Raw genomic sequence first — 17842 nt, forward strand, 5'->3', positions numbered from 1 at the left:
CAGGGGGTCATTGCAGTCGCAATGCATATCCGGCCAACGCGGGGGGCACGTCCTCCTACTCGGCGGACACGTACCCCACGAACTCCACCCACGCGACCGGGGCCACCGTGACGCGAGGGCCCCGGGTGTTCTTGGAATCTCGGATGTGGATCGTCGACGGGGTGGTGGCTATCTCGACACACTCGCTGCTGTTACTGCTGTCGCTGTAGCTGCTTCTGATCCACGTCAGCCCGGCGACGGTCTCGACAGAGGTCCCAAGTGTCATGTCTCTCCCAGCACTTGCTCGATGAAGGCCGTCGACTCCCGGGGCGTGAGAGCCTGAGCCCGGATCATGCCATGGCGTAACTCCAGGATCCGAAGCTGCCTCGGTTCGCACACCGCACGGCCGCTGAACGCCCCCTCGGAGCGCCCCACTGCCGAGCCGTCCTCGAACTTCAGGACCTGGGTCTCGCCCTGCATACCCGCGTGCTCCTCGCGGTCCGTAGGCATCACCTGAACGGTGACGTTCCTCAACTGCGCAACTTCCAGCAGGCGTTCGAGCTGGCGGCGCATCACCATTCTCCCCCCGAGGGGCCGCCGTAGCGTCACCTCTTCCTGGACGAAGACGAGAGCGGGAGCGGGGTCGCGGTCGTAGATGGACTGCCGTGCCATGCGTGCCGCCACCGCCCGCTCGACCTCGTCACGTGAATACGCGGGCTGGCGCATCTCGAAGAGGGCGCGAGCGTACTGCTCCGTCTGCAAGAGACCATGCAGGTTGTGGTCGCCGTAGGCGACAATCTCCACCGCCCGCTCCTCCAGCAGCTTCAGCTCCCGTACCTTTCTCGGGTACCGGGCCTTCTCCATGTCCTCGCGGAACGCGCGGATGCGGCCCCCCGCGTTCAGGACCTCGTCCGCCCTGTCCAGGAACTCGGGGCGGGGGATGCGCGCCCCGCGCTCCACCTTGCGGACCAGGTCCTCGCCGTAGCCGACGGCATCCCCGAAGTCGGCGGCCCGCAGGCCCGCGGCCTCGCGCCAGAGCCGGATCTGGCGCCCCGTCGCCTCCACCACCGGAGCGATCTCGTCCTCCGGGCTGACATCCCACCCGGGCTCGTCCACACCCTCGTCACCGCTCACGCCCACCCCCTTCCAACCCCCAGCCCTACCCGCACGGCACTCCGGACAGCCCGGACAGAGCGGGACAGCGAGCGGACAGTCCCCGTACGTACCGTGGTGATGGCCGCTCCGAGCGAGCGGGGTCGGCCACGCTGAGTGACGTGAATCAAGAGACCCATGGGCCGCGGCCGCAACTCGCCCATCCCCCGCGCAACTTCAGCGTCCTGCTGTCCCCCACCCCACGCGGCGCCCGCCTGGCGCGGCTGCTCGCGGTGGAGCAACTGCGCTGCTGGGAGCTGCCGTCGGCCAGGACGGCCCACATCGTGGCGGAGCTGGCCGCCAACGCCGTGACGCACGGCCGGGTGCCGGGGCGGGACTTCCGGCTGACGCTCTACGTGGTCGGCGACACGCTCCGCGTCGAGGTGACGGACACGCGCGGTGACCGGCTGCCCGCCCTCCCGCGGGAGGTGTCCCCGGAGTCCGCGTCGGGCCGGGGACTGCTGCTCGTGGACGCCCTCGCCGACCGCTGGGGCGTGTCCTCGGGGCCGCCCCCGCGCAAGACGGTCTGGGCGGAGGTGCGGATCACCGGCCCCGGGAGCGCCGGGGAGGGTCCACCTGACCCCGGCGTACCTGACCCCGGCGTACGGGATGGCGGCGTACGTGATGGCGGCGTACCCCGGAACGGCGGCGGCCGCCGGTGAGGGCACCCCGTGCGGGGGGCCTCACCGGCGGCCGGCGAGAGGGCGGGAGTCCGGGTCAGACCCGTACGAGCTCCCGGTCCCCGTCGTCGTCCTTCGGGCCGTCGGAGTCGTGGGCCCGCAGCCCCTCGCCCTCGACGTCGACGTTCGGGATCGCCCGGTCCAGCCACTTCGGCAGCCACCAGGCCCGCTTGCCCAGCAGGGCGAGCACCGCGGGGACGATCGCCATGCGGACCACGAAGGCGTCGAAGAAGACGGCGATGGCCAGACCGAAGCCGATCATCTTGATCATGGACTCGCTGGAGCCGATGAAGCCGGAGAAGACGGCGATCATGATGACGGCGGCGGCGGTGACCACGCGGGCGCCGTGCCGGAAGCCGGTCACGATGGCCTGGCCGGGCCGCTCCCCGTGGACGTACGCCTCGCGCATCCGGGTCACGAGGAACACCTCGTAGTCCATCGCGAGGCCGAAGACCACGCCGACCATGAAGATCGGCATCATCGACATGATCGGGCCGGTCTCCTCGACGCCGATCAGTCCGGCCAGCCAGCCCCACTGGAAGACCGCGACGACGGCGCCGAGCGCGGCCATCACCGAGAGCAGGAAGCCGAGGGCCGCCTTCAGCGGGACCAGGATCGAGCGGAACACCACGATCAGCAGGAGGAAGGCGAGGCCGACCACGAGCGCCAGGTACGGGACCAGGGCGTCGTTGAGCTTCTGCGAGAAGTCGATGTTCATGGCCGTGGAGCCGGTGACCAGGACCGTCGCGCCGGAGTCGGCCTTGATGTCGCCGCCCGCGTCGCGGATCTCGTGGACCAGGTCCTCGGTGCGCACCGAGGACGGCTTGGAGTCCGGGACGACACTGATCATGGCCGTGTCGCCGGCCTTGTTGAAGGTCGCCGGGGAGACCGAGACGACGTCGTCGAGCTTCTTGACGGTGCCGGACACCGCCGCGACGGCGTCCTTCGGGTCGTCGGCGGCCTTGGCGTCGACGACGACCATCAGCGGGCCGTTGAAGCCGGGCCCGAAGCCCTCGGACAGCAGGTCGTAGGCGCGGCGCTGGGTGGTGGACGTCGGCTGCGAGCCGTCGTCCGGCAGGCCCAGTTCCAGCGAGGCCGCGGGGACGGCGGCGGCACCGAGGCCGATGACGCCGAGGAGCAGGACGGCCAGGGGACGGCGTACGACGAAGCGGGCCCAGCGGGTGCCCATGTTGGGCCGTTCCCCGGAGGCGGCCTCCCGTGCCTTCTTCCGGCCGCCGCCCAGCAGCCGGCTCTTCTGGCCGGCGGGCTGCACCTTGCGGCCCGCGTAGCCGAGCAGCGCGGGGATCATGGTGAGGGCGATGAGGACGGCGATGGCGACCGTGCCGGCCGCGGCGACGCCCATCTTGGTCAGCATCGGGATGTTGACGACGGCGAGGCCCACGAGGGCGATGACGACGGTGAGGCCGGCGAAGACGACCGCGGAGCCCGCCGTGCCGACGGCCCGTCCGGCCGCCTCCTCGCGCTCGCGCCCCTCGGCCAGCTCGGCCCGGTAGCGGGAGACGATGAACAGGGCGTAGTCGATGCCGACGGCGAGGCCGATCATCATCGCGAGCGTGGAGGTGGTGGAGCCGAGGTCGAGCGCCTTCGCGAGGGCGGTGATCGTGGAGACGCCGATGCCGACGCCGATCAGCGCGGTCAGCAGCGGCAGCCCGGCCGCGATCAGCGAACCGAAGGTGATCACGAGGACGACGGCGGCGATCGCGATGCCGATGATCTCGGTGGACCCGGTCTCGGGCACGGCCTGGAGGGCGTCACCGCCGATCTCGACGGTGAGCCCGGAGGCCCGCGCGTCCTGCGCGGCCTCCTTCAGGGCGTCCTTGGAGACCTCTTTCAGCTCCATGCCGGAGACCTCGTACGACACCTGCGCGTACGCGACGGTGCCGTCCTTGCTGATGGTCTTGGCCTTGAAGGGGTCGGTGACCGAGGTGACCTCGGAGCCGTCGCCGAGCTCCTCGACGGTCTTCTTCACGGCGGCCTTGTTGGGCGCGTCCGCCATCTTCCCGCCGTCGGGCGCCTTGAAGACGACGCGTGCGGTCGCCCCGTCGGCACTCATACCGGGGAAACGATCCTCCAGCAGGTCGAAGGCCTTCTGCGCCTCGGTGCCCGGGATCGAGAAGGAACTGGAGCCCGCGGTGGGCGCCGAGGCGGCGCCGACGCCGGCGAGCGTGAGCAGGGCCACCCAGATCAGGGCGACGAAGTGGCGTCGCCGGAAGGCGAGTCGGCCGAGTTTGTAGAGGAACGTGGCCACGAAGGCGTACTCCCGGTCAGGTCGTGGACGGCAGGGGGCTGGTGCGCTCACCCGATGGGGCACGGGGAACGGCAGGGGTGATCAGCCCGACGACGTGAGCGGTCGCGTCAGGTGGGACAGGGACACAACGGGGATTGGGGGGGAGGGTCAGGCGCCGAGAGCGGGGAGGACCACGGCGTCGATGTACGAGGTGAGGAAGGCCTGCGTGGGCGGCAGTTCGTCGATCATGGTGCGGGCCGCGAAGGCGCCGATCATCATGTGCATCACGTACTCCGCGGCGGGGTTGTCCGCACGGATCTCGCCGCGTTCCACGGCGCGCCGCAGCACGCTGCGCATCTCTTCCCTCTCGGGCTCGACGAGGTACTCACGGAAGGCCTTGAGGAGATCGGGGTTTCCGTGCGCCGCCATCGCCAGACCCCGCATCAGCGCGGAGTCCTGCTCCATCTGGCAGTCGTCGTGCCGGGAGGCGAGTGCGTGGAAGTCGCCCCGCAGGGACCCCGTGTCCAGGTCGGCGAGTCTGAGCGGCTTGTGGTGCCGCATCGCCCGCACGACCAGCTCGGCCTTGCCGCCCCACTGACGGTAGAGGGTGGCCTTGCTGGACCGGGTCCTGGCGGCGACGGCGTCCATCGTCAGGGCGTCGTAACCGACCTCGCGGAGCAGATCGAGCACGGCCCCGTACAGCTCGGCCTCGCGCTCGGGCGTGATGCGACTGCGACGCACCGTTGCGGCCTCAGTCATCCCACTCACCTCTCCACCTCGAACGACACCGTTCCGTACGCTCCACCGCGTCCGTACGCCACCGAAGATACCCCTCCCGGCAGCGAAACGAAACCGTTTCGTACGTGTCCTCGGTCACGACCGTACCCGGAGGCACCCGACTTGCCGCTACCCCGTCGTCGGCAAAGCATGGGGAGGTGAGCGACGAGCACGAGAAGGCGACCACCGACGAGACCGCCCCCGGCTATCTGCGTCTCCCGCACCTGAGCGGTGACCTGCTGTGCTTCGCCGCCGAGGACGACCTGTGGGTCGCCCCCCTCGACGGGGCGGGACGCGCCTGGCGCCTCACCGTCGACCGCACCAAGGTCGGACACCCCCGCTTCTCCCCCGACGGCCGCCACATCGCGTACACGAGCTGGCGCAGTCTCGTGCCGGAGATCCACCTCGCGCCCGTCGACGGCGGCCCCGGCCGGCGGCTCACCTACTGGGGCAGCGCGGACACCCAGGTCTGCGGCTGGGCACCGCCCGACAAGGACGGGATCTGCCACGTCCTCGCCGTCGCCTCGCACGGCCAGCCCTTCTCCTACTTCACCTGGGCCTACAGCGTCCCCACCGACGGCGACCCCGGCCGCCGGCTGCCCTGGGGCCCGGTCTCCGACATCCAGGTCGCCGACATCGACGGTGAGCGCAGGACCCTCCTGCTCACCGGCACCCCGCCGCACGAGCCCGCCGCGTGGAAGCGCTACCGGGGCGGGGCGACGGGACGGCTGTGGCTGCACGGACGGCAGCTCCTCGCCGGTCTCCAGGGGCACCTGCACTCGCCGATGTTCGTCGGCGGACGCGTCGCCTTCCTCTCCGACCACGAGGGCATCGGCAACCTCTACTCCTGCGCGTACGACGGTTCCGACCTGCGCCGGCACACCGACCACGACGCCTTCTACGCCCGGCACGCGTCGAGCGACGGCACCCGGGTCGTCTACCAGTGCGCCGGCGACCTGTGGATCGTCGACGACCTCGCCGCCGACTCGGTGCCGCGCAGGATCGACGTCCGCCTCGGCGGTCCGCGCGCCGGGCGGCGCCGCTACCAGGTGCCCGCGGCCCAGCACGTCGACGGCATCTCCGTGGACGAGACGGGCCGCGCCAGCGCCGTCGTCGTCCGCGGCTCCCTGTACTGGCTCACCCACCGCGACGGCCCCGCGCGCACCATCACCGACACCCCGGGCGTACGCGTCCGGCTCCCGGAGATGCTCGGCTCGGGCGGCCAGGTCGCCTACGTCACCGACGCGGACGGCGAGGACGCCGTCGAGATCGCCCATCTGCCGCGCGCCACCGGCGACCGCGCCCCGCGCCGGCCCGCCGCGGGCGACCTGGGCCGCGTCCTGGAGCTGGTGTCGGACCCGCGGGGCGAGCGCCTCGCCGTCGCCTCGCACGACGGACGGGTCCTGCTGATCGACGTGACGGAGGAGCCCGAGGAGGAGGCGGCGCCGGAGGGAGACGGCGAGGCCGCGCCGGAGGGGACCGGGGAGCCGGCCGACGCGGGCCGGGTGGTGGAGCTGGTCCGGTCCGCCAACGGGCCGGTGCGGGACCTGGCGTTCTCGCCGGACGGGAGCTGGCTGACGTGGTCGCACCCGGGGATCGGGCGGTCGCTGCGGCAGATCAAGATGGCCCGGATCAAGGACGGCCTGGTCGTCGACGTCACCAACGGCCGCTTCGAGGACGAGAACCCGGTGTTCACCCGGGACGGCCGCTATCTGGCGTTCCTCTCCTGGCGCGGCTTCGACCCGGTCTACGACGTGCACACCGGCGACCTGTCCTTCCCGCTGGGCTGCCGCCCCTACCTCGTGCCCCTCTCGTCGGCGACCCCCTCCCCCTTCGCGCTGAACCCGGACGGGCGGCCGGTCGCGGGCGGCCTCGACCCGGTCGAGGACGGACCGGACGGCGGCGGCACGACGACCGTCGAGACCGAGGGCCTGGAGAGCCGGGTGACGCCCTTCCCGGTGACCGCCTCCAAGTACTCGGCGCTGTACCCGGTGGCGGGCGGCGGGCTGGTCTGGCTGCGCTGGCCGATCTCCGGAGCGCTCGGCGAAACCTTCGCCAACCCCGACGACACGACCGGCCGCCCCACCCTGGAGTACTTCAGCATCGCCAAGGCGAAGAAGTCCGAACTCGTCGACCACCTGGACTTCTTCGCGGTCAGCGGCGACGGCAGCCGGCTCGTGGTCGCCGACGAGGGAGACCTGCGGGCCGTGCCCTCCACCGAGTCCGGCGACGGCGACTCGACCGTCTGGATCGACCTGCGCCGCATCCTGCACGAGGTCGACCCGCCCGCCGAGTGGCGCCAGGCGTACGCGGAGGCCGGCCGCCTCATCCGCGCCTACTTCTGGGACCCCGACATGTGCGGGATCGACTGGGACGCGGTCCTCGCGCAGTACCGTCCGCTGGTCGAACGGGTCACCTCCCCCGACGAGTTCGCCGACCTGCTGCGCGAGGTGCTGGGCGAGCTCGCCACCTCGCACGCCTACGTCTCGGCCGCCCGCCGCAACGAGGGCCCGCCCCACTACCAGCGCCGGCAGGGCCTGCTCGGCGCCAACTTCGTCTGCCGCGACGGCCGGTGGACCCTGAAGCGGATCCTGCCCGGCGACTCCTCCGACTCCAAGGCCCGCTCACCGCTGGCCGGTTCGGGCATCCGCGAGGGCGCGGTCCTCACCCACGTGGACGGCCGCCCGGTGGACCCGGTCGCGGGCCCCTACCCGCTGCTCGCGGGTGCGGGCGGTACGACGGTGGAGCTGACGTTCACCCCGGCGGAGGGCGGGGGCCGCTCCCGCCGGGTGGCCGTGGTGCCGCTGGTCGACGAACGGCCGCTGCGCTACCAGGACTGGGTGGCCAAGCGCCGCGAGGTGGTGCGCGAGCTGAGCGGCGGCCGCTGCGGCTACCTGCACATCCCCGACATGGGCGGCTCGGGCTGGGCCCAGTTCAACCGCGACCTGCGCATGGAGGTGTCGCGCCCCGCGCTCATCGTCGACGTGCGCGGCAACGCGGGCGGCCACATCAGCGAACTGGTGGTGGAGACGCTGACCCGCCGGATCCTGGGCTGGGACCTGACCCGCGACGCCCAGCCGGTCTCGTACGCCTCCAACGCGCCGCGCGGTCCGGTGGTCGCCCTCGCGGACGAGGCCACCTCCTCCGACGGCGACATGATCACGGCGGCGTTCAAGCTGCTGAAGCTGGGGCCGGTGGTCGGCCAGCGCACCTGGGGCGGAGTCGTCGGCATGACCGGCCGGCACCAGCTCGGCGACGGCACGGTCATCACGGTCCCGATGAACGCGGCCTGGTTCGACGCCTACGGCTGGTCGGTCGAGAACCACGGCGTCTCCCCCGACTTGGAGATCCTGCGGACCCCGCTGGACTGGGCCGAGGGCCGCCACGCCCAGCTCGACGACGCCGTCCAGCTGGCCCTGGAGCTGCTGTCCACCCACCCCGCCGCCGCCCCGCCCGACCTCTCGGACGTCCCCGACCGCGCCCGGCCACCGCTGCCACCGCGCACGACGGGCTGAGCCGCCGCCCCCGCGCACGACGGGCCGAGCGGCGCACGGTGGCTGCGGCGCGTGGCACGCCGAAAGGGTGCCCCCCTCGCGGAGGGCACCCTGTTCCGGCCAAGGCCGGGCGCAACGGTCAGGCGTCGTAGTCCTGGTCGAGGCGGTCACGCGCGTCCTGCTGAGCGTGCTCCGCACCCTGCCGGGCACGGTCGCGCTCCTGCGACGAGCGCTCGCCCGCCTCGTCGCGCCGCTCGCCGAACTTCTTCTTCGCCTGCTGCTGCAGCTGCTCGGACTTGTCCTGGAACTGGTCCTTCATGCCCATGGAAATTCACTCCCGTAGTGGGTGAGGGGATCGGGGCTCGACCAGAGTTGCACGGGCGGACACACCGCGCATTTCGACCGATCACGCACCGTGAACAGGGGCCTGGCGAGGGGCCCGTGGGCTCACGGGGACGGGGTCCGGCGCTCCGTCTCGTCCGCCGCGCCGCCCGCGCCCACGAGCCCCTTGGAGACTCCGGTCAGCCGCGGCTCGAAGCGCCGCATCTCCCGCTGCCCCACGGCCCCGATGAGCGCCGGCAGGTACCCGCGGACGCCCTGCATGCCCCGCAGCCACCATTGCGCGTACACATGGCTCGACCGCCGCTCGATCCCGGCGACGATCCGGTCGACCGCAGGACCCAGCGGATACGTCTTGTTCGCGGGCCACGGCAGCCGCTGGCGCAGCTCGCGCATCACGTCGTCCTGGTCGGCGCCCCGCACCATGTCCGTGTCGGTCCACGAGAGGTAACCCACGCCGACGCGGACGCCCTTGTGCCCGACCTCGGCGCGCAGGCTGTGCGCGTACGCCTCCACACCCGACTTGGACGCGCAGTACGCGGACATCATGGGGGCCGGGGTGATCGCGGCCAGGGAGGCGATCTGGAGCAGATAGCCGCGGCTCTCCGTCAGCACCGGCAGGAAGGCGCGGGCGGTCACGGCCGAGCCGATCAGGTTGACCTCGATGACGCGCCGCCAGGCGACCGGGTCGGAGTCCACGAAGGGACCGCCGCTCGCGACACCGGCGTTGGCGACGACGATGTCCACCTTGCCGAAGCGCTGCTTGACCTCCTGGGCGACCCGCACCATCGCCTCGTGGTCGGTGACGTCCGCGTACCAGTGGTCGCTCTCGCTGTGCAGTCGCTCGGAGACCTGCTTGAGCTCGTCCGCCTCCAGGCCGACCAGGGCGACCTTGGCGCCGCGCGCGGAGAGCTTGCGGGCGAGGAGTTCGCCGACGCCCCGCGCGGCTCCCGTGACCACCGCGACCTGTCCTTCCAGGCTCACCCTGCTCATGCGCCCGCCTCCTTCAACTCGTCGTGTCCGAGCGGCTGTTCCTGCCGCAGGGGCTGTACGTAGGTGGTGACGAGCCCGCGGATCCGGGCGGTCACCAGCTCGGGCGCCTCGATGGGCGTCATATGGCCGAGGCCCGGCAGTTCGGTGGCGCCGACGCACTCGGGCAGCGCCGCGACCAGCGCGCGGGCGTGCACGGCGGGCGTCAGCCGGTCCGCCGTACCGACCAGCACCTCCGTCGGCACCCGCAACTCCCTTACGCCGTGGTCGAGATCGAGCAGGTCGAGCACCTGCGACCAGGAGTACCGCACCCGGCGCGGACACGCGTGCACGATCCGCGCGCACGCCTCCACCATTGCCGGGGACGAACCGGGGCCCATGGTCCCGTACTTGAGGATGCGCCTCGCGATCGGCGACACCGGCCCGAGGGGCGCCCGGGAGCCGAGCACCGACTTGGTGAGCCGGGTGCGCAGCCGTCCGGCGCGCAGCGGGATCACCAGGGACTCGGCGACCAGGCGTGAACTGCCGGTGCTGCACAGCAGGACCGCCGCCGCGTGCTCCCGGAAGGCGGCCCGCCCGGAGGACGCCATCAGCGTCATGCCGCCCATGGAGTGACCGGCGAACACGGCCTTCTCGCCGGGGGCGAGCGTCGCCCGGATCACCGCCTCCAGGTCGTCGGCGAGTCCGTCGGTGCTGCACGCGGGGCTCGCCGGACTGCGTCCGTGCCCGCGCTGGTCGTACGCGACGACTTTGTGGTCGACCGCGAGGTCGCGTATCTGCGCCGCCCAGAAGGCGGTCGAGCAGGTCCAGCCGTGCGCGAGGACGACGGTGGGAGCGCCCTCGGGTCCGTGCACCTCGACGTGCAGCCGGGCGCCGTCGGCGGAGTCCACCGTCAGCACCCGCGCGGGCACGGGAGGGGCGTAGGGACCACTGGACACGTGGGTGATCCGGCTCATGCCTGGGCCTCCGCCTTCTCCTGCGCCGGGGAAGCGGCGACGGGCGCCCGCAGCACCTCGTACTCGGCGAGGTCCACGCGCCGGGTGGCGCCGCGGAACTCGGTCGTGGTGCCGGGCCAGATGGTGGTGTTGCGGCCGTTGGCGTCGAGGTACCAGCTGTTGCAGCCGCCGGTGTTCCAGACGGTGCGCCGCATCCGCTCCTGGACCCGGTCGTTCCAGGCGTCGACCGCGGCGGGGCGGGCGTCGAGCGCCACCCGGCCGCCGAGCACGTCCAACTGCCGTACGAAGTCGGCCAGGTAGTTCAGCTGCGACTCGATCATCAGGATCATGCTGGAGTTCCCGAGGCCGGTGTTGGGGCCGATGATCGTCATCCAGTTGGGGAAGCCGGCGGCGGTGGCGCCGCGCAGCGACCGCATGCCGTCCTTCCAGGTCTCGGCGAGAGTGCGGCCGTCCGCGCCGACGACCCGCTCGGCGATCGGCATGTCCGTGACGTGGAACCCGGTGCCGAAGACGATCGCGTCGGCCTCGGTGGTGGTGCCGTCGGCGGCCACCAGGGTGGAGCCGTCGATCCTGGCGAGGCCGGAGGCGACGACGTCGACATTGGGCCGGGCGAGCGCCGGGTAGTAGGTGTTGGAGAGCAGGATGCGCTTGCAGCCGATGCGGTAGTCCGGGGTCAGCTTGGCGCGCAGCTCCGGGTCCTTGATGGCGCGGGCGATGTTCCGCTTGGCCAGCTTCTCCACCAGGCCCAGTTCCTCGGGCCGCTTGGTGAACGCCTGGACCTGCAGCTCCCGGATGCCCCAGAGCAGTCCGCGCCGGGCCTTGGTGGTGAACGGCAGCCGCCGGTGCAGCCAGCGCTCGGCTCCGCTGATGGCGCGGTCCATGCGCGGCATCACCCACGGCGGGGTGCGCTGGAAGAGGGTCAGCCGCTCCACCTCGGGCTGGATCGAGGGCACGATCTGGATGGCCGAGGCGCCCGTGCCGATCATGGCGACGCGCTTGCCGCGCAGATCGTAGTCGTGGTCCCAGCGGGCCGAGTGGAAGACCTTGCCGGGGAAGGTGTCGATGCCGGGCACGTCCGGGATCTTCGGGTCGGAGAGCGGCCCGGTGGCGGAGACCACGAGGTCGGCGGTGAGGGTGCCGCTCGCGGTCTCGATCTCCCAGTGCAGCTTCTCGTCGTCCCAGCGCATCACCTTCACCTCGGAGTCGAAGCGCAGGTGCGGGCGCAGCCCGAAGAGGTCGGTGACGTGTTCCAGGTAGGCGCGGATGTGCTCCTGGCCGGAGAAGGTGCGCGGCCACTCGGGGTTGGGGGCGAAGGAGAACGAGTAGAGGTGGGAGGGCACGTCGCAGGCGCAGCCGGGGTAGCTGTTGTCCCGCCAGGTGCCGCCGACGCCGCTCGCCCGCTCCAGGACGACGAAGTCGGTCACGCCCTCGCGACGCAGCCGCACGGCGGCTCCGAGACCTCCGAACCCGGAGCCGACCACCGCCACCCGTACATGCTCGTGCTCGGTCATCCCGACGCCTCCCTGCTCCGCACGACTCTGCCAGTGAACACTGGCGCAATGGGGAGACTAGAGGAGCTTCGTACTCATGGGTAGGGGTCTGCGGCGGGAAAGTTACCCCGGGTACGACGTAGGGTGCCGACGTGGCCGACGGATCAGGAGAACGGAGCCCAGGGGTGCGGACGCAGGCGCAGGCGGGCGCGTCCGAGCCGGGCAGGCGCGAGTACCGCATGGAGGAACTGGCCGCGGCGGCCGGCATCACCGTGCGCACCCTGCGCTTCTACCGCGAGCGCAAGCTGATCCCGCCGCCCCGCCGGGAGGGCCGTATCGCCTGGTACGACGAGAGCCACCTGGCCCGGCTGCGCACGATCTCGGCGCTGCTGGAGCGCGGCCACACCCTGAACGGCATCGCGGAGCTGGCCGAGGCCTTCGACCACGGCCGGGACGTCGGCGAACTGCTGGGCCTCGGCGAACCCAGCGAGGAGACCCCGGTCCGTCTCTCCCCCGAGGAACTGGCCGACGTCTTCGCGGGCCAGGCCACCCCGGAGAACCTGGCCGCCGCGCTCGACCTCGGCTACCTGGGCACCGACGGCACGGAGATCGTGCACATCAGCCGGCGGCTGCTGGACGTGTCGGCGGCCCTGGTCCGCGAGGGCATCCCGCTCGCGGACGTGCTGGCCGCCGCCGGGCGCGTACGCGAGCACACCGAGGCCCTCGCCGCGCTCTTCACCGACCTCGTCCTCACCGAGGACCGCACGCCCGAGGATCTCGACCGCCTGCGCCCGCTGGCCAAGAGCGTGGTCGAGGCGGAGCTGTCGATGGCCCTGGACCGCCGGCTGCGGCAGTCGGGCACCACGCCCTGACCGCCGGCCGGGGCGCCCGCCGGACCGGTGGCGCCTACAGGTCGTAGACCACGGTCACGGGGGCGTGGTCCGACCACCGCTCCTCATGGGTCGCCGCCCGCTCCACCAGCCCCTTGACGGCCTTGCCGGCCAGCCCGGGCGTGGCGACCTGGAGGTCGATCCGCCATCCCGTGTCGTTGTCGAAGGCCCGCCCCCGGTAGGACCACCACGTGTACGGCCCCTCGACACCGGGGTGCAGCGCGCGCATCACGTCGACGTACCCGGCGCCCTCCCCGAGGACCCGCCCGAGCCACTCCCGCTCCTCCGGCAGGAAGCCGGAGCTCTTGCGGTTGCCGCGCCAGTTCTTCAGATCGGCCTCCTGGTGGGCGATGTTCCAGTCGCCGCAGACGACGACCTCGCGCCCGTCGGCCGCGGCCCGCTCGCGCAGGCCCTTCAGATAACCGAGGAACTCCTCCATGAACCGGATCTTCTCGTCCTGCCGCTCGGTCCCGACCTCGCCGGAGGGCAGGTAGAGGCTGGCCACGGTGACACCGGGCAGATCGGCCTCGACGTAGCGGCCGCTCGCGTCGAACTCGGCGGACCCGAACCCGATGCGGACGCGGTCGGGCTCGCGCCGGGTGTAGAGGGACACCCCGGCGCGCCCCTTGGCGGCGGCGGGCGCGTGCAGCACGTGCCACCCCTCGGGCTCCCGTACGGCGTCCGGGAGCTGCGCCGGTTCGGCCCGCACCTCCTGGAGGCACAGGACGTCGGAGGAGGTCCCGGCGAGCCACTCCACGAAGCCCTTCCTGGCAGCGGCCCGGAGCCCGTTCACATTGGCGGTGGTAACAGTCAGCACCCGCGAACGATACTTAATCCGGAGCTCCGTCCCGACGCATAGATGTACGATGCATCGCATGGATATCCGCCCGGTCCCCTACGACCACCCCGACGCCGTCAAGCTCGACGACCAGGTGCAGCTCGAATACGCCGTCCGCTACGGAGACGGGGGCGACGCCACCCCGCTCGACCCGTCGATGTTCCGGCCGCCGCTCGGGCTGTACCTCGTCGCGTACGACGAGCGCGAGCGTCCGGTGGCCACCGGCGGCTGGCGGACCCAGGACGAGAACGACGAGGGCTACTCGGACGGGGACGCCGAGCTCAAGCGGATGTACGTGGTGCCGGAGGCGCGCGGCCTCGGTCTCGCCCGGCGCATCCTGTCGGCCCTGGAGGACGACGCCCGCGCGGCCGGCCGCACCCGCATGGTCCTGGAGACCGGCACGAAGCAGCCGGAGGCCATCGCCCTGTACGCCTCCAGCGGCTACGAGCCCTGCGCCAAGTTCGGCCTCTACCGCCACGAGCCGCTGAGCCGCTGCTTCGCGAAGCCGCTGTGACCCGTTGAAGACGCCGAACACGCAAGAACCCCGCCGGACGAATCCGACGGGGTTCTGAATTGCAGTGGACCTGAGGGGATTTGAACCCCTGGCCCCCTCGATGCGAACGAGGTGCGCTACCGGACTGCGCCACAGGCCCTTGCAACGAGTGAAACTCTAGCATCCCCGTCCGGGTGCTTGGAAATCCGTTCCCGGGCTGGTCACCAGGGCCACGGACGGCCGTCCCTCGTCACTCGTTGGCCGCGCGCGGCCGGTCCCCGTCCTCGTACTGGTCGAAGAGCGGGGTGCGCCCACGCTCACGGGCCCGGCGGGCGGACGCGGCCCGGCGGGCGTCGCAGCGGCCGTCGTCGGCGGCGGCCTCCGGCCGCTCCTCGGCGGCGGGCTCGGCCTCCGGCGCACTCGGCTCCGCGGCGCTGGACCGCGCCGAGCTCCACGCGTCGGGCGCACCGAGGTCGACGCTGGGCGTGGCCCGCGGGGCGACCGGAGCGGTCACGTAGGTGGGCAGCGGGACCGGCACCGGGTCCCAGCTGTCGCCGTGGCCGGGGCGGCGCTGGCGCTCGCGCTGCTGGTCGACCCACTCCGCGTGGTCGGTCTGTTCGACCAGGGCGCGGCGGTCGGCGGCGAGCGCGGACAGGCCGGGGTCGGCCTCCGGTTCGGGCGACTCGTCGGGCTCGTCCGCGCCCGGGTCCAGGGGCGGCCGCCGCCGGGGCTGGCGCTCACGCAGCCGCTGCGCCGCGACCTCGGCTCGCTGCCGGTCCATCACGTACGTGAAGCGGCGCCGCTCCTGGGCGCGCAGATAGGCGATGTACCCGCTCAGGAGCACGGCGGGAACGCCGGGCGCCCACAGGAAGGCCAGCCCGCCGACCGCCGCGACGATCGCGCCGAGGGTGAAGGCGAGGAAGAGCATGACGGTCGTACGCCGGCGGCGCGCGAGCACCTTCAGGCGCCGGGCGCGCGCTGCGGCCTCCGCCGAGGAGGCCCGGCGCGCGGCCGGCACGGAGTGCGCGACCGTCTCCGCGGGTTCGGGCGCGTCGGAGGCGGAGGTCTCGGGCCGGGCCGGGTGTCCGGACCGGGCCGACTGCCGCGGCAGGGGTCTGTCGACGTCGCGGGACGCGGGCCGGCCGGCCGCGCGCGCCGCGGATCTGTCGGCGGACGGCGTCTCGTGCCGCTCGGGGCTTTCGACCGGTACCTGGGCCTGTACCTGGGGGCGCTGCTGCGCCTGCGCCTGCGTCCGGGGCCGCGGCGGCGCGACCGGCACCTGCGGCTCGGTCGGGGGCACGGCGAAGGCCCGGACGTCCACCGAGTCGGTGGCACCCTCCGGTTCGGCGCTGGGCTCCCCCTCGTCGGCGGAGCGCGCCTGCAGGTCCTTGGCGTACCGGCGCTCCATCGCCGCCCGTCCGGACAGCAGCCGGATGGCGGTGCTGAAGCGTTCCGTCGGACGGGCCTCGTTCAGCTCGTCCTGCCTACGGAGCCACATCGGCACCAAGTAGGCGGCCCAGGCCCCGACAATGACTGCGTAGATGAGGCCGCTGCTGCTCACGCCTCACACGGTAGAGGGGTTTGCGTGAGGCCATCTGCCAATTGCGCCGGTGTGTCGCACGATCTGGCTGATATTTCGAGCTTTTTTTGTGACCGATGCGATCAGCAGCCCGCCGACACCGCCAAATTAACGCCCCCAGGTGATCGCGCGCCGATCAATTTCGAACACCTATTTCATTTATCGCCGCGATCGGGCTGTGAACCGGCCAACTCCGCATTCACAGCGTCACACGCCGTCGCGCGGGGCGTACGTCACTGGTCCCCGGGGGTGCTCTGCCGAGGTCCGTGCGCACGTCGGCGCTGCCAGCGGGCGAGCAGGCCCTCCGGCGCCTCCTCGGCGGTGAGCGCGAAGACGAGATGGTCGCGCCACGCCCCGTCGATGTGGAGATAACGCGGCCGGAGTCCTTCCTCGCGGAATCCGAGTTTCTCCACGACTCTGCGGCTCGGCCCGTTCTCCGGGCGAATGCAGACTTCCAGGCGGTGCAGTCCGACCGTGCGGAAGCAGTGGTCGGTGGCGAGAGCCACGGCCGTCGGCATCACGCCCCGCCCGGCCACCGCCTCGTCCACCCAGTAGCCCACGTGCCCCGAGCACATCGAGCCCCAGGTGATCCCCGCGACCGTCAACTGCCCGACGAGACGCCCCTGGTACTCGATGACGAAGGGCAGCATCCGGCCCGCGTTGGCCTCGGCGCGCAGATGCCGCACCATCTGCCGGTACGTCGGCCGGTGCGCCATCGGACCGCTCGGCGTGGGCGGCGGGATCGTCGCCTCCCAGGGCCGCAGCCAGTCGCGGTTGCGCCGGTTGACCTCGCGCCAGGCCCGCTGGTCGCGCAGCTTTATCGGCCGCAGGACGACATCGCCCTCCCGCAGCTCGACGGGCCAGGATGGGCTGTTCAGCTCGCACCCCCACTGCCGCTCGGTCTCGGGTGGTCGCCGCCGCGGATCTGGTCGACGGCGTGGATCAGCAGGGGCTCCAGCACGGCCAGGCCGTCCCGGACCCCGCCGGTGGAACCCGGCAGGTTGACGATCAGCGTCCGTCCCGCGACGCCCGCGAGCCCCCGGGACAGCGCCGCAGTCGGCACCTTGTCCCGGCCGAACGCCCGGACGGCCTCCGCGATGCCCGGCACCTCGCGGTCGATGACCCGGCGGGTCGCCTCGGGCGTGCGGTCGGTCGGCGAGATGCCCGTGCCGCCGGTGGTGACGACGACGTCGTACCCGGCCTCGGCGGCGGCGCGCAGGGCGGCCTCGACGGGATCCCCGTCCGGCACCACCCGCGGGCCGTCCACCTGGAAGCCGTACGAGGTCAGCGCCTCGGCGATGAGGGGGCCGCCCCGGTCCTCGTAGACCCCCGCGGCGGCGCGGTTGGAGGCGGTGACGACGAGCGCGCGGTAGGGCTGAGCGGTCATGCCCGGCTCCAGTCGCCCGACGCGCCGCCCGTCTTCGTCTCGACCCGTACGTCCGTGATGACCGCTCCCTTGTCGACCGCCTTGACCATGTCGATCACGGTGAGCGCCGCCACGCTGACCGCGGTGAGGGCCTCCATCTCGACCCCCGTGCGGTCCGTGGTCTTCACGGTGGCGATGATCTCCACGGCGTCGTCCGCGACCGACAGGTCCAGCTTGACACCCGACACCGACAAAGGGTGGCAGAGCGGGATCAGGTCGGGGGTGCGCTTGGCGCCCATGATGCCGGCGATGCGCGCGGTCGCGAGGGCGTCGCCCTTGGGGACCCCCTCGCCGCGCAGCAGCTCGACCACCCGGGGCGAGACCAGGACGCGGCCGCTGGCGCGGGCGGTGCGCGCGGTCACGTCCTTCCCGGATACGTCGACCATGCGGGCGGCGCCCGCCTCGTCGATGTGCGTCAGTCGGTCCTGCGTACTCATCTGCTGTGGCGCTCCCGGTAAGGGCCCCTCGCGGTGCGGCGCGTGGCCTGTCGTGCGCGACACGGTACCGCCAA

General features: G+C 72.4%; 17 protein-coding genes and 1 tRNA gene. 4 read left to right on the top strand and 14 right to left on the bottom strand.

Annotation, left to right across the window (positions count from 1 at the left end):
* Positions 1–55: 55 nt before the first annotated feature.
* Together ACZ4VA_RS23880 and ACZ4VA_RS23885 are read right to left on the bottom strand one after the other, a co-directional pair.
* On the bottom strand, positions 56–265 hold the full coding sequence (locus ACZ4VA_RS23880; protein ID WP_355793817.1) for a DUF397 domain-containing protein: 210 nt from the start codon (positions 263–265) through the stop codon (positions 56–58).
* Positions 262–1113, bottom strand: a complete 852-nt coding sequence (locus ACZ4VA_RS23885; RefSeq protein ID WP_468082477.1) for a helix-turn-helix domain-containing protein — start codon at positions 1111–1113, stop codon at positions 262–264. The genes ACZ4VA_RS23880 and ACZ4VA_RS23885 overlap by 4 nt, the downstream gene beginning before the upstream one ends.
* A 140-nt stretch (positions 1114–1253) precedes the next feature.
* On the opposite strand from ACZ4VA_RS23885, the gene ACZ4VA_RS23890 reads away from it, so the two are divergent.
* Entirely contained in the window at positions 1254–1793 is a 540-nt protein-coding gene (locus tag ACZ4VA_RS23890; protein WP_468082478.1) for an ATP-binding protein, read from the top strand.
* Positions 1794–1848: 55 nt separating this feature from the next.
* Here ACZ4VA_RS23890 and ACZ4VA_RS23895 read toward each other — a convergent pair whose 3' ends face one another.
* Both ACZ4VA_RS23895 and ACZ4VA_RS23900 read right to left on the bottom strand, forming a co-directional pair.
* On the bottom strand, positions 1849–4080 hold the full coding sequence (locus ACZ4VA_RS23895; protein WP_355785285.1) for an MMPL family transporter: 2232 nt from the start codon (positions 4078–4080) through the stop codon (positions 1849–1851).
* Between the two features lie 147 nt (positions 4081–4227).
* Positions 4228–4818, bottom strand: coding sequence for a TetR/AcrR family transcriptional regulator (locus ACZ4VA_RS23900; RefSeq protein ID WP_355785283.1), 591 nt, complete (start codon positions 4816–4818; stop codon positions 4228–4230).
* Positions 4819–4994: 176 nt separating this feature from the next.
* Here ACZ4VA_RS23900 and ACZ4VA_RS23905 point away from each other — a divergent pair, with 176 nt between their 5' ends.
* Positions 4995–8351 (top strand): S41 family peptidase, encoded by a 3357-nt coding sequence (locus tag ACZ4VA_RS23905; protein WP_468082479.1) that lies wholly within the window; start codon positions 4995–4997, stop codon positions 8349–8351.
* A 118-nt stretch (positions 8352–8469) separates the two neighbouring features.
* Here the strand turns inward: ACZ4VA_RS23905 and ACZ4VA_RS23910 are convergent, their stop codons facing one another.
* From ACZ4VA_RS23910 to ACZ4VA_RS23925, 4 genes are all read right to left on the bottom strand, one after another.
* Positions 8470–8655 carry a hypothetical protein gene (locus ACZ4VA_RS23910; RefSeq protein ID WP_355785278.1) on the bottom strand — a complete coding sequence of 62 codons (186 nt, stop codon included), beginning with the start codon at positions 8653–8655 and terminating at the stop codon, positions 8470–8472.
* A 122-nt stretch (positions 8656–8777) separates the two neighbouring features.
* Entirely contained in the window at positions 8778–9662 is an 885-nt protein-coding gene (locus tag ACZ4VA_RS23915; protein WP_402385307.1) for an SDR family oxidoreductase, read from the bottom strand.
* Complete coding sequence (locus tag ACZ4VA_RS23920) at positions 9659–10615, bottom strand: alpha/beta fold hydrolase (protein ID WP_468082480.1); 957 nt, start codon at positions 10613–10615, stop codon at positions 9659–9661. Before ACZ4VA_RS23920 ends, ACZ4VA_RS23915 begins: the two co-directional genes overlap by 4 nt.
* Entirely contained in the window at positions 10612–12126 is a 1515-nt protein-coding gene (locus tag ACZ4VA_RS23925) for a flavin-containing monooxygenase (RefSeq protein WP_355792046.1), read from the bottom strand. The genes ACZ4VA_RS23920 and ACZ4VA_RS23925 overlap by 4 nt, the downstream gene beginning before the upstream one ends.
* A 218-nt stretch (positions 12127–12344) precedes the next feature.
* On the opposite strand from ACZ4VA_RS23925, the gene ACZ4VA_RS23930 reads away from it, so the two are divergent.
* Positions 12345–12977: a MerR family transcriptional regulator gene (locus ACZ4VA_RS23930; RefSeq protein WP_402385840.1), complete on the top strand. Its 633-nt coding sequence runs from the start codon at positions 12345–12347 to the stop codon at positions 12975–12977.
* A gap of 34 nt (positions 12978–13011) precedes the next feature.
* On the opposite strand, the gene ACZ4VA_RS23935 is transcribed toward ACZ4VA_RS23930, so the two are convergent.
* On the bottom strand, positions 13012–13872 hold the full coding sequence (locus tag ACZ4VA_RS23935; protein ID WP_468082481.1) for an exodeoxyribonuclease III: 861 nt from the start codon (positions 13870–13872) through the stop codon (positions 13012–13014).
* Here ACZ4VA_RS23935 and ACZ4VA_RS23940 point away from each other — a divergent pair.
* Positions 13871–14347, top strand: a complete 477-nt coding sequence (locus ACZ4VA_RS23940) for a GNAT family N-acetyltransferase (RefSeq protein ID WP_355794752.1) — start codon at positions 13871–13873, stop codon at positions 14345–14347. The two genes, ACZ4VA_RS23935 and ACZ4VA_RS23940, sit on opposite strands and share 2 nt — an antisense overlap.
* Before the next feature lie 65 nt (positions 14348–14412).
* Here ACZ4VA_RS23940 and ACZ4VA_RS23945 read toward each other — a convergent pair.
* The 5 genes from ACZ4VA_RS23945 to moaC form a co-directional block, all read right to left on the bottom strand.
* Positions 14413–14486, bottom strand: a tRNA-Ala gene (locus tag ACZ4VA_RS23945).
* A 90-nt stretch (positions 14487–14576) separates the two neighbouring features.
* Positions 14577–15887, bottom strand: coding sequence for a divisome protein SepX/GlpR (gene sepX, locus ACZ4VA_RS23950; protein ID WP_468082482.1), 1311 nt, complete (start codon positions 15885–15887; stop codon positions 14577–14579).
* A 251-nt stretch (positions 15888–16138) separates the two neighbouring features.
* Positions 16139–16783 (bottom strand): GNAT family N-acetyltransferase, encoded by a 645-nt coding sequence (locus tag ACZ4VA_RS23955; protein ID WP_355791909.1) that lies wholly within the window; start codon positions 16781–16783, stop codon positions 16139–16141.
* Positions 16780–17292, bottom strand: coding sequence for a MogA/MoaB family molybdenum cofactor biosynthesis protein (locus tag ACZ4VA_RS23960; protein ID WP_355791903.1), 513 nt, complete (start codon positions 17290–17292; stop codon positions 16780–16782). Before ACZ4VA_RS23960 ends, ACZ4VA_RS23955 begins: the two co-directional genes overlap by 4 nt.
* Positions 17289–17768, bottom strand: a complete 480-nt coding sequence (moaC, locus tag ACZ4VA_RS23965; protein ID WP_355791906.1) for a cyclic pyranopterin monophosphate synthase MoaC — start codon at positions 17766–17768, stop codon at positions 17289–17291. Before moaC ends, ACZ4VA_RS23960 begins: the two co-directional genes overlap by 4 nt.
* Positions 17769–17842 lie beyond the last annotated feature (74 nt).

Source organism: Streptomyces sp. NPDC028308, from assembly GCF_055565855.1.

Excerpts from the sequence above, each read along its gene's own strand:
- ACZ4VA_RS23960 (WP_355791903.1), bottom strand. The coding sequence starts at position 17,292 with ATGACCGCTCAGCCCTACCGCGCGCTCGTCGTCACCGCCTCCAACCGC.
- ACZ4VA_RS23920 (WP_468082480.1), bottom strand. The coding sequence starts at position 10,615 with ATGAGCCGGATCACCCACGTGTCCAGTGGTCCCTACGCCCCTCCCGTG.
- ACZ4VA_RS23915 (WP_402385307.1), bottom strand. The coding sequence starts at position 9,662 with ATGAGCAGGGTGAGCCTGGAAGGACAGGTCGCGGTGGTCACGGGAGCC.
- moaC (WP_355791906.1), bottom strand. The coding sequence starts at position 17,768 with ATGAGTACGCAGGACCGACTGACGCACATCGACGAGGCGGGCGCCGCC.
- ACZ4VA_RS23940 (WP_355794752.1), top strand. The coding sequence starts at position 13,871 with ATGGATATCCGCCCGGTCCCCTACGACCACCCCGACGCCGTCAAGCTC.
- ACZ4VA_RS23900 (WP_355785283.1), bottom strand. The coding sequence starts at position 4,818 with ATGACTGAGGCCGCAACGGTGCGTCGCAGTCGCATCACGCCCGAGCGC.
- ACZ4VA_RS23935 (WP_468082481.1), bottom strand. The coding sequence starts at position 13,872 with ATGCGATGCATCGTACATCTATGCGTCGGGACGGAGCTCCGGATTAAG.
- ACZ4VA_RS23880 (WP_355793817.1), bottom strand. The coding sequence starts at position 265 with ATGACACTTGGGACCTCTGTCGAGACCGTCGCCGGGCTGACGTGGATC.
- ACZ4VA_RS23930 (WP_402385840.1), top strand. The coding sequence starts at position 12,345 with ATGGAGGAACTGGCCGCGGCGGCCGGCATCACCGTGCGCACCCTGCGC.
- ACZ4VA_RS23910 (WP_355785278.1), bottom strand. The coding sequence starts at position 8,655 with ATGGGCATGAAGGACCAGTTCCAGGACAAGTCCGAGCAGCTGCAGCAG.
- ACZ4VA_RS23925 (WP_355792046.1), bottom strand. The coding sequence starts at position 12,126 with ATGACCGAGCACGAGCATGTACGGGTGGCGGTGGTCGGCTCCGGGTTC.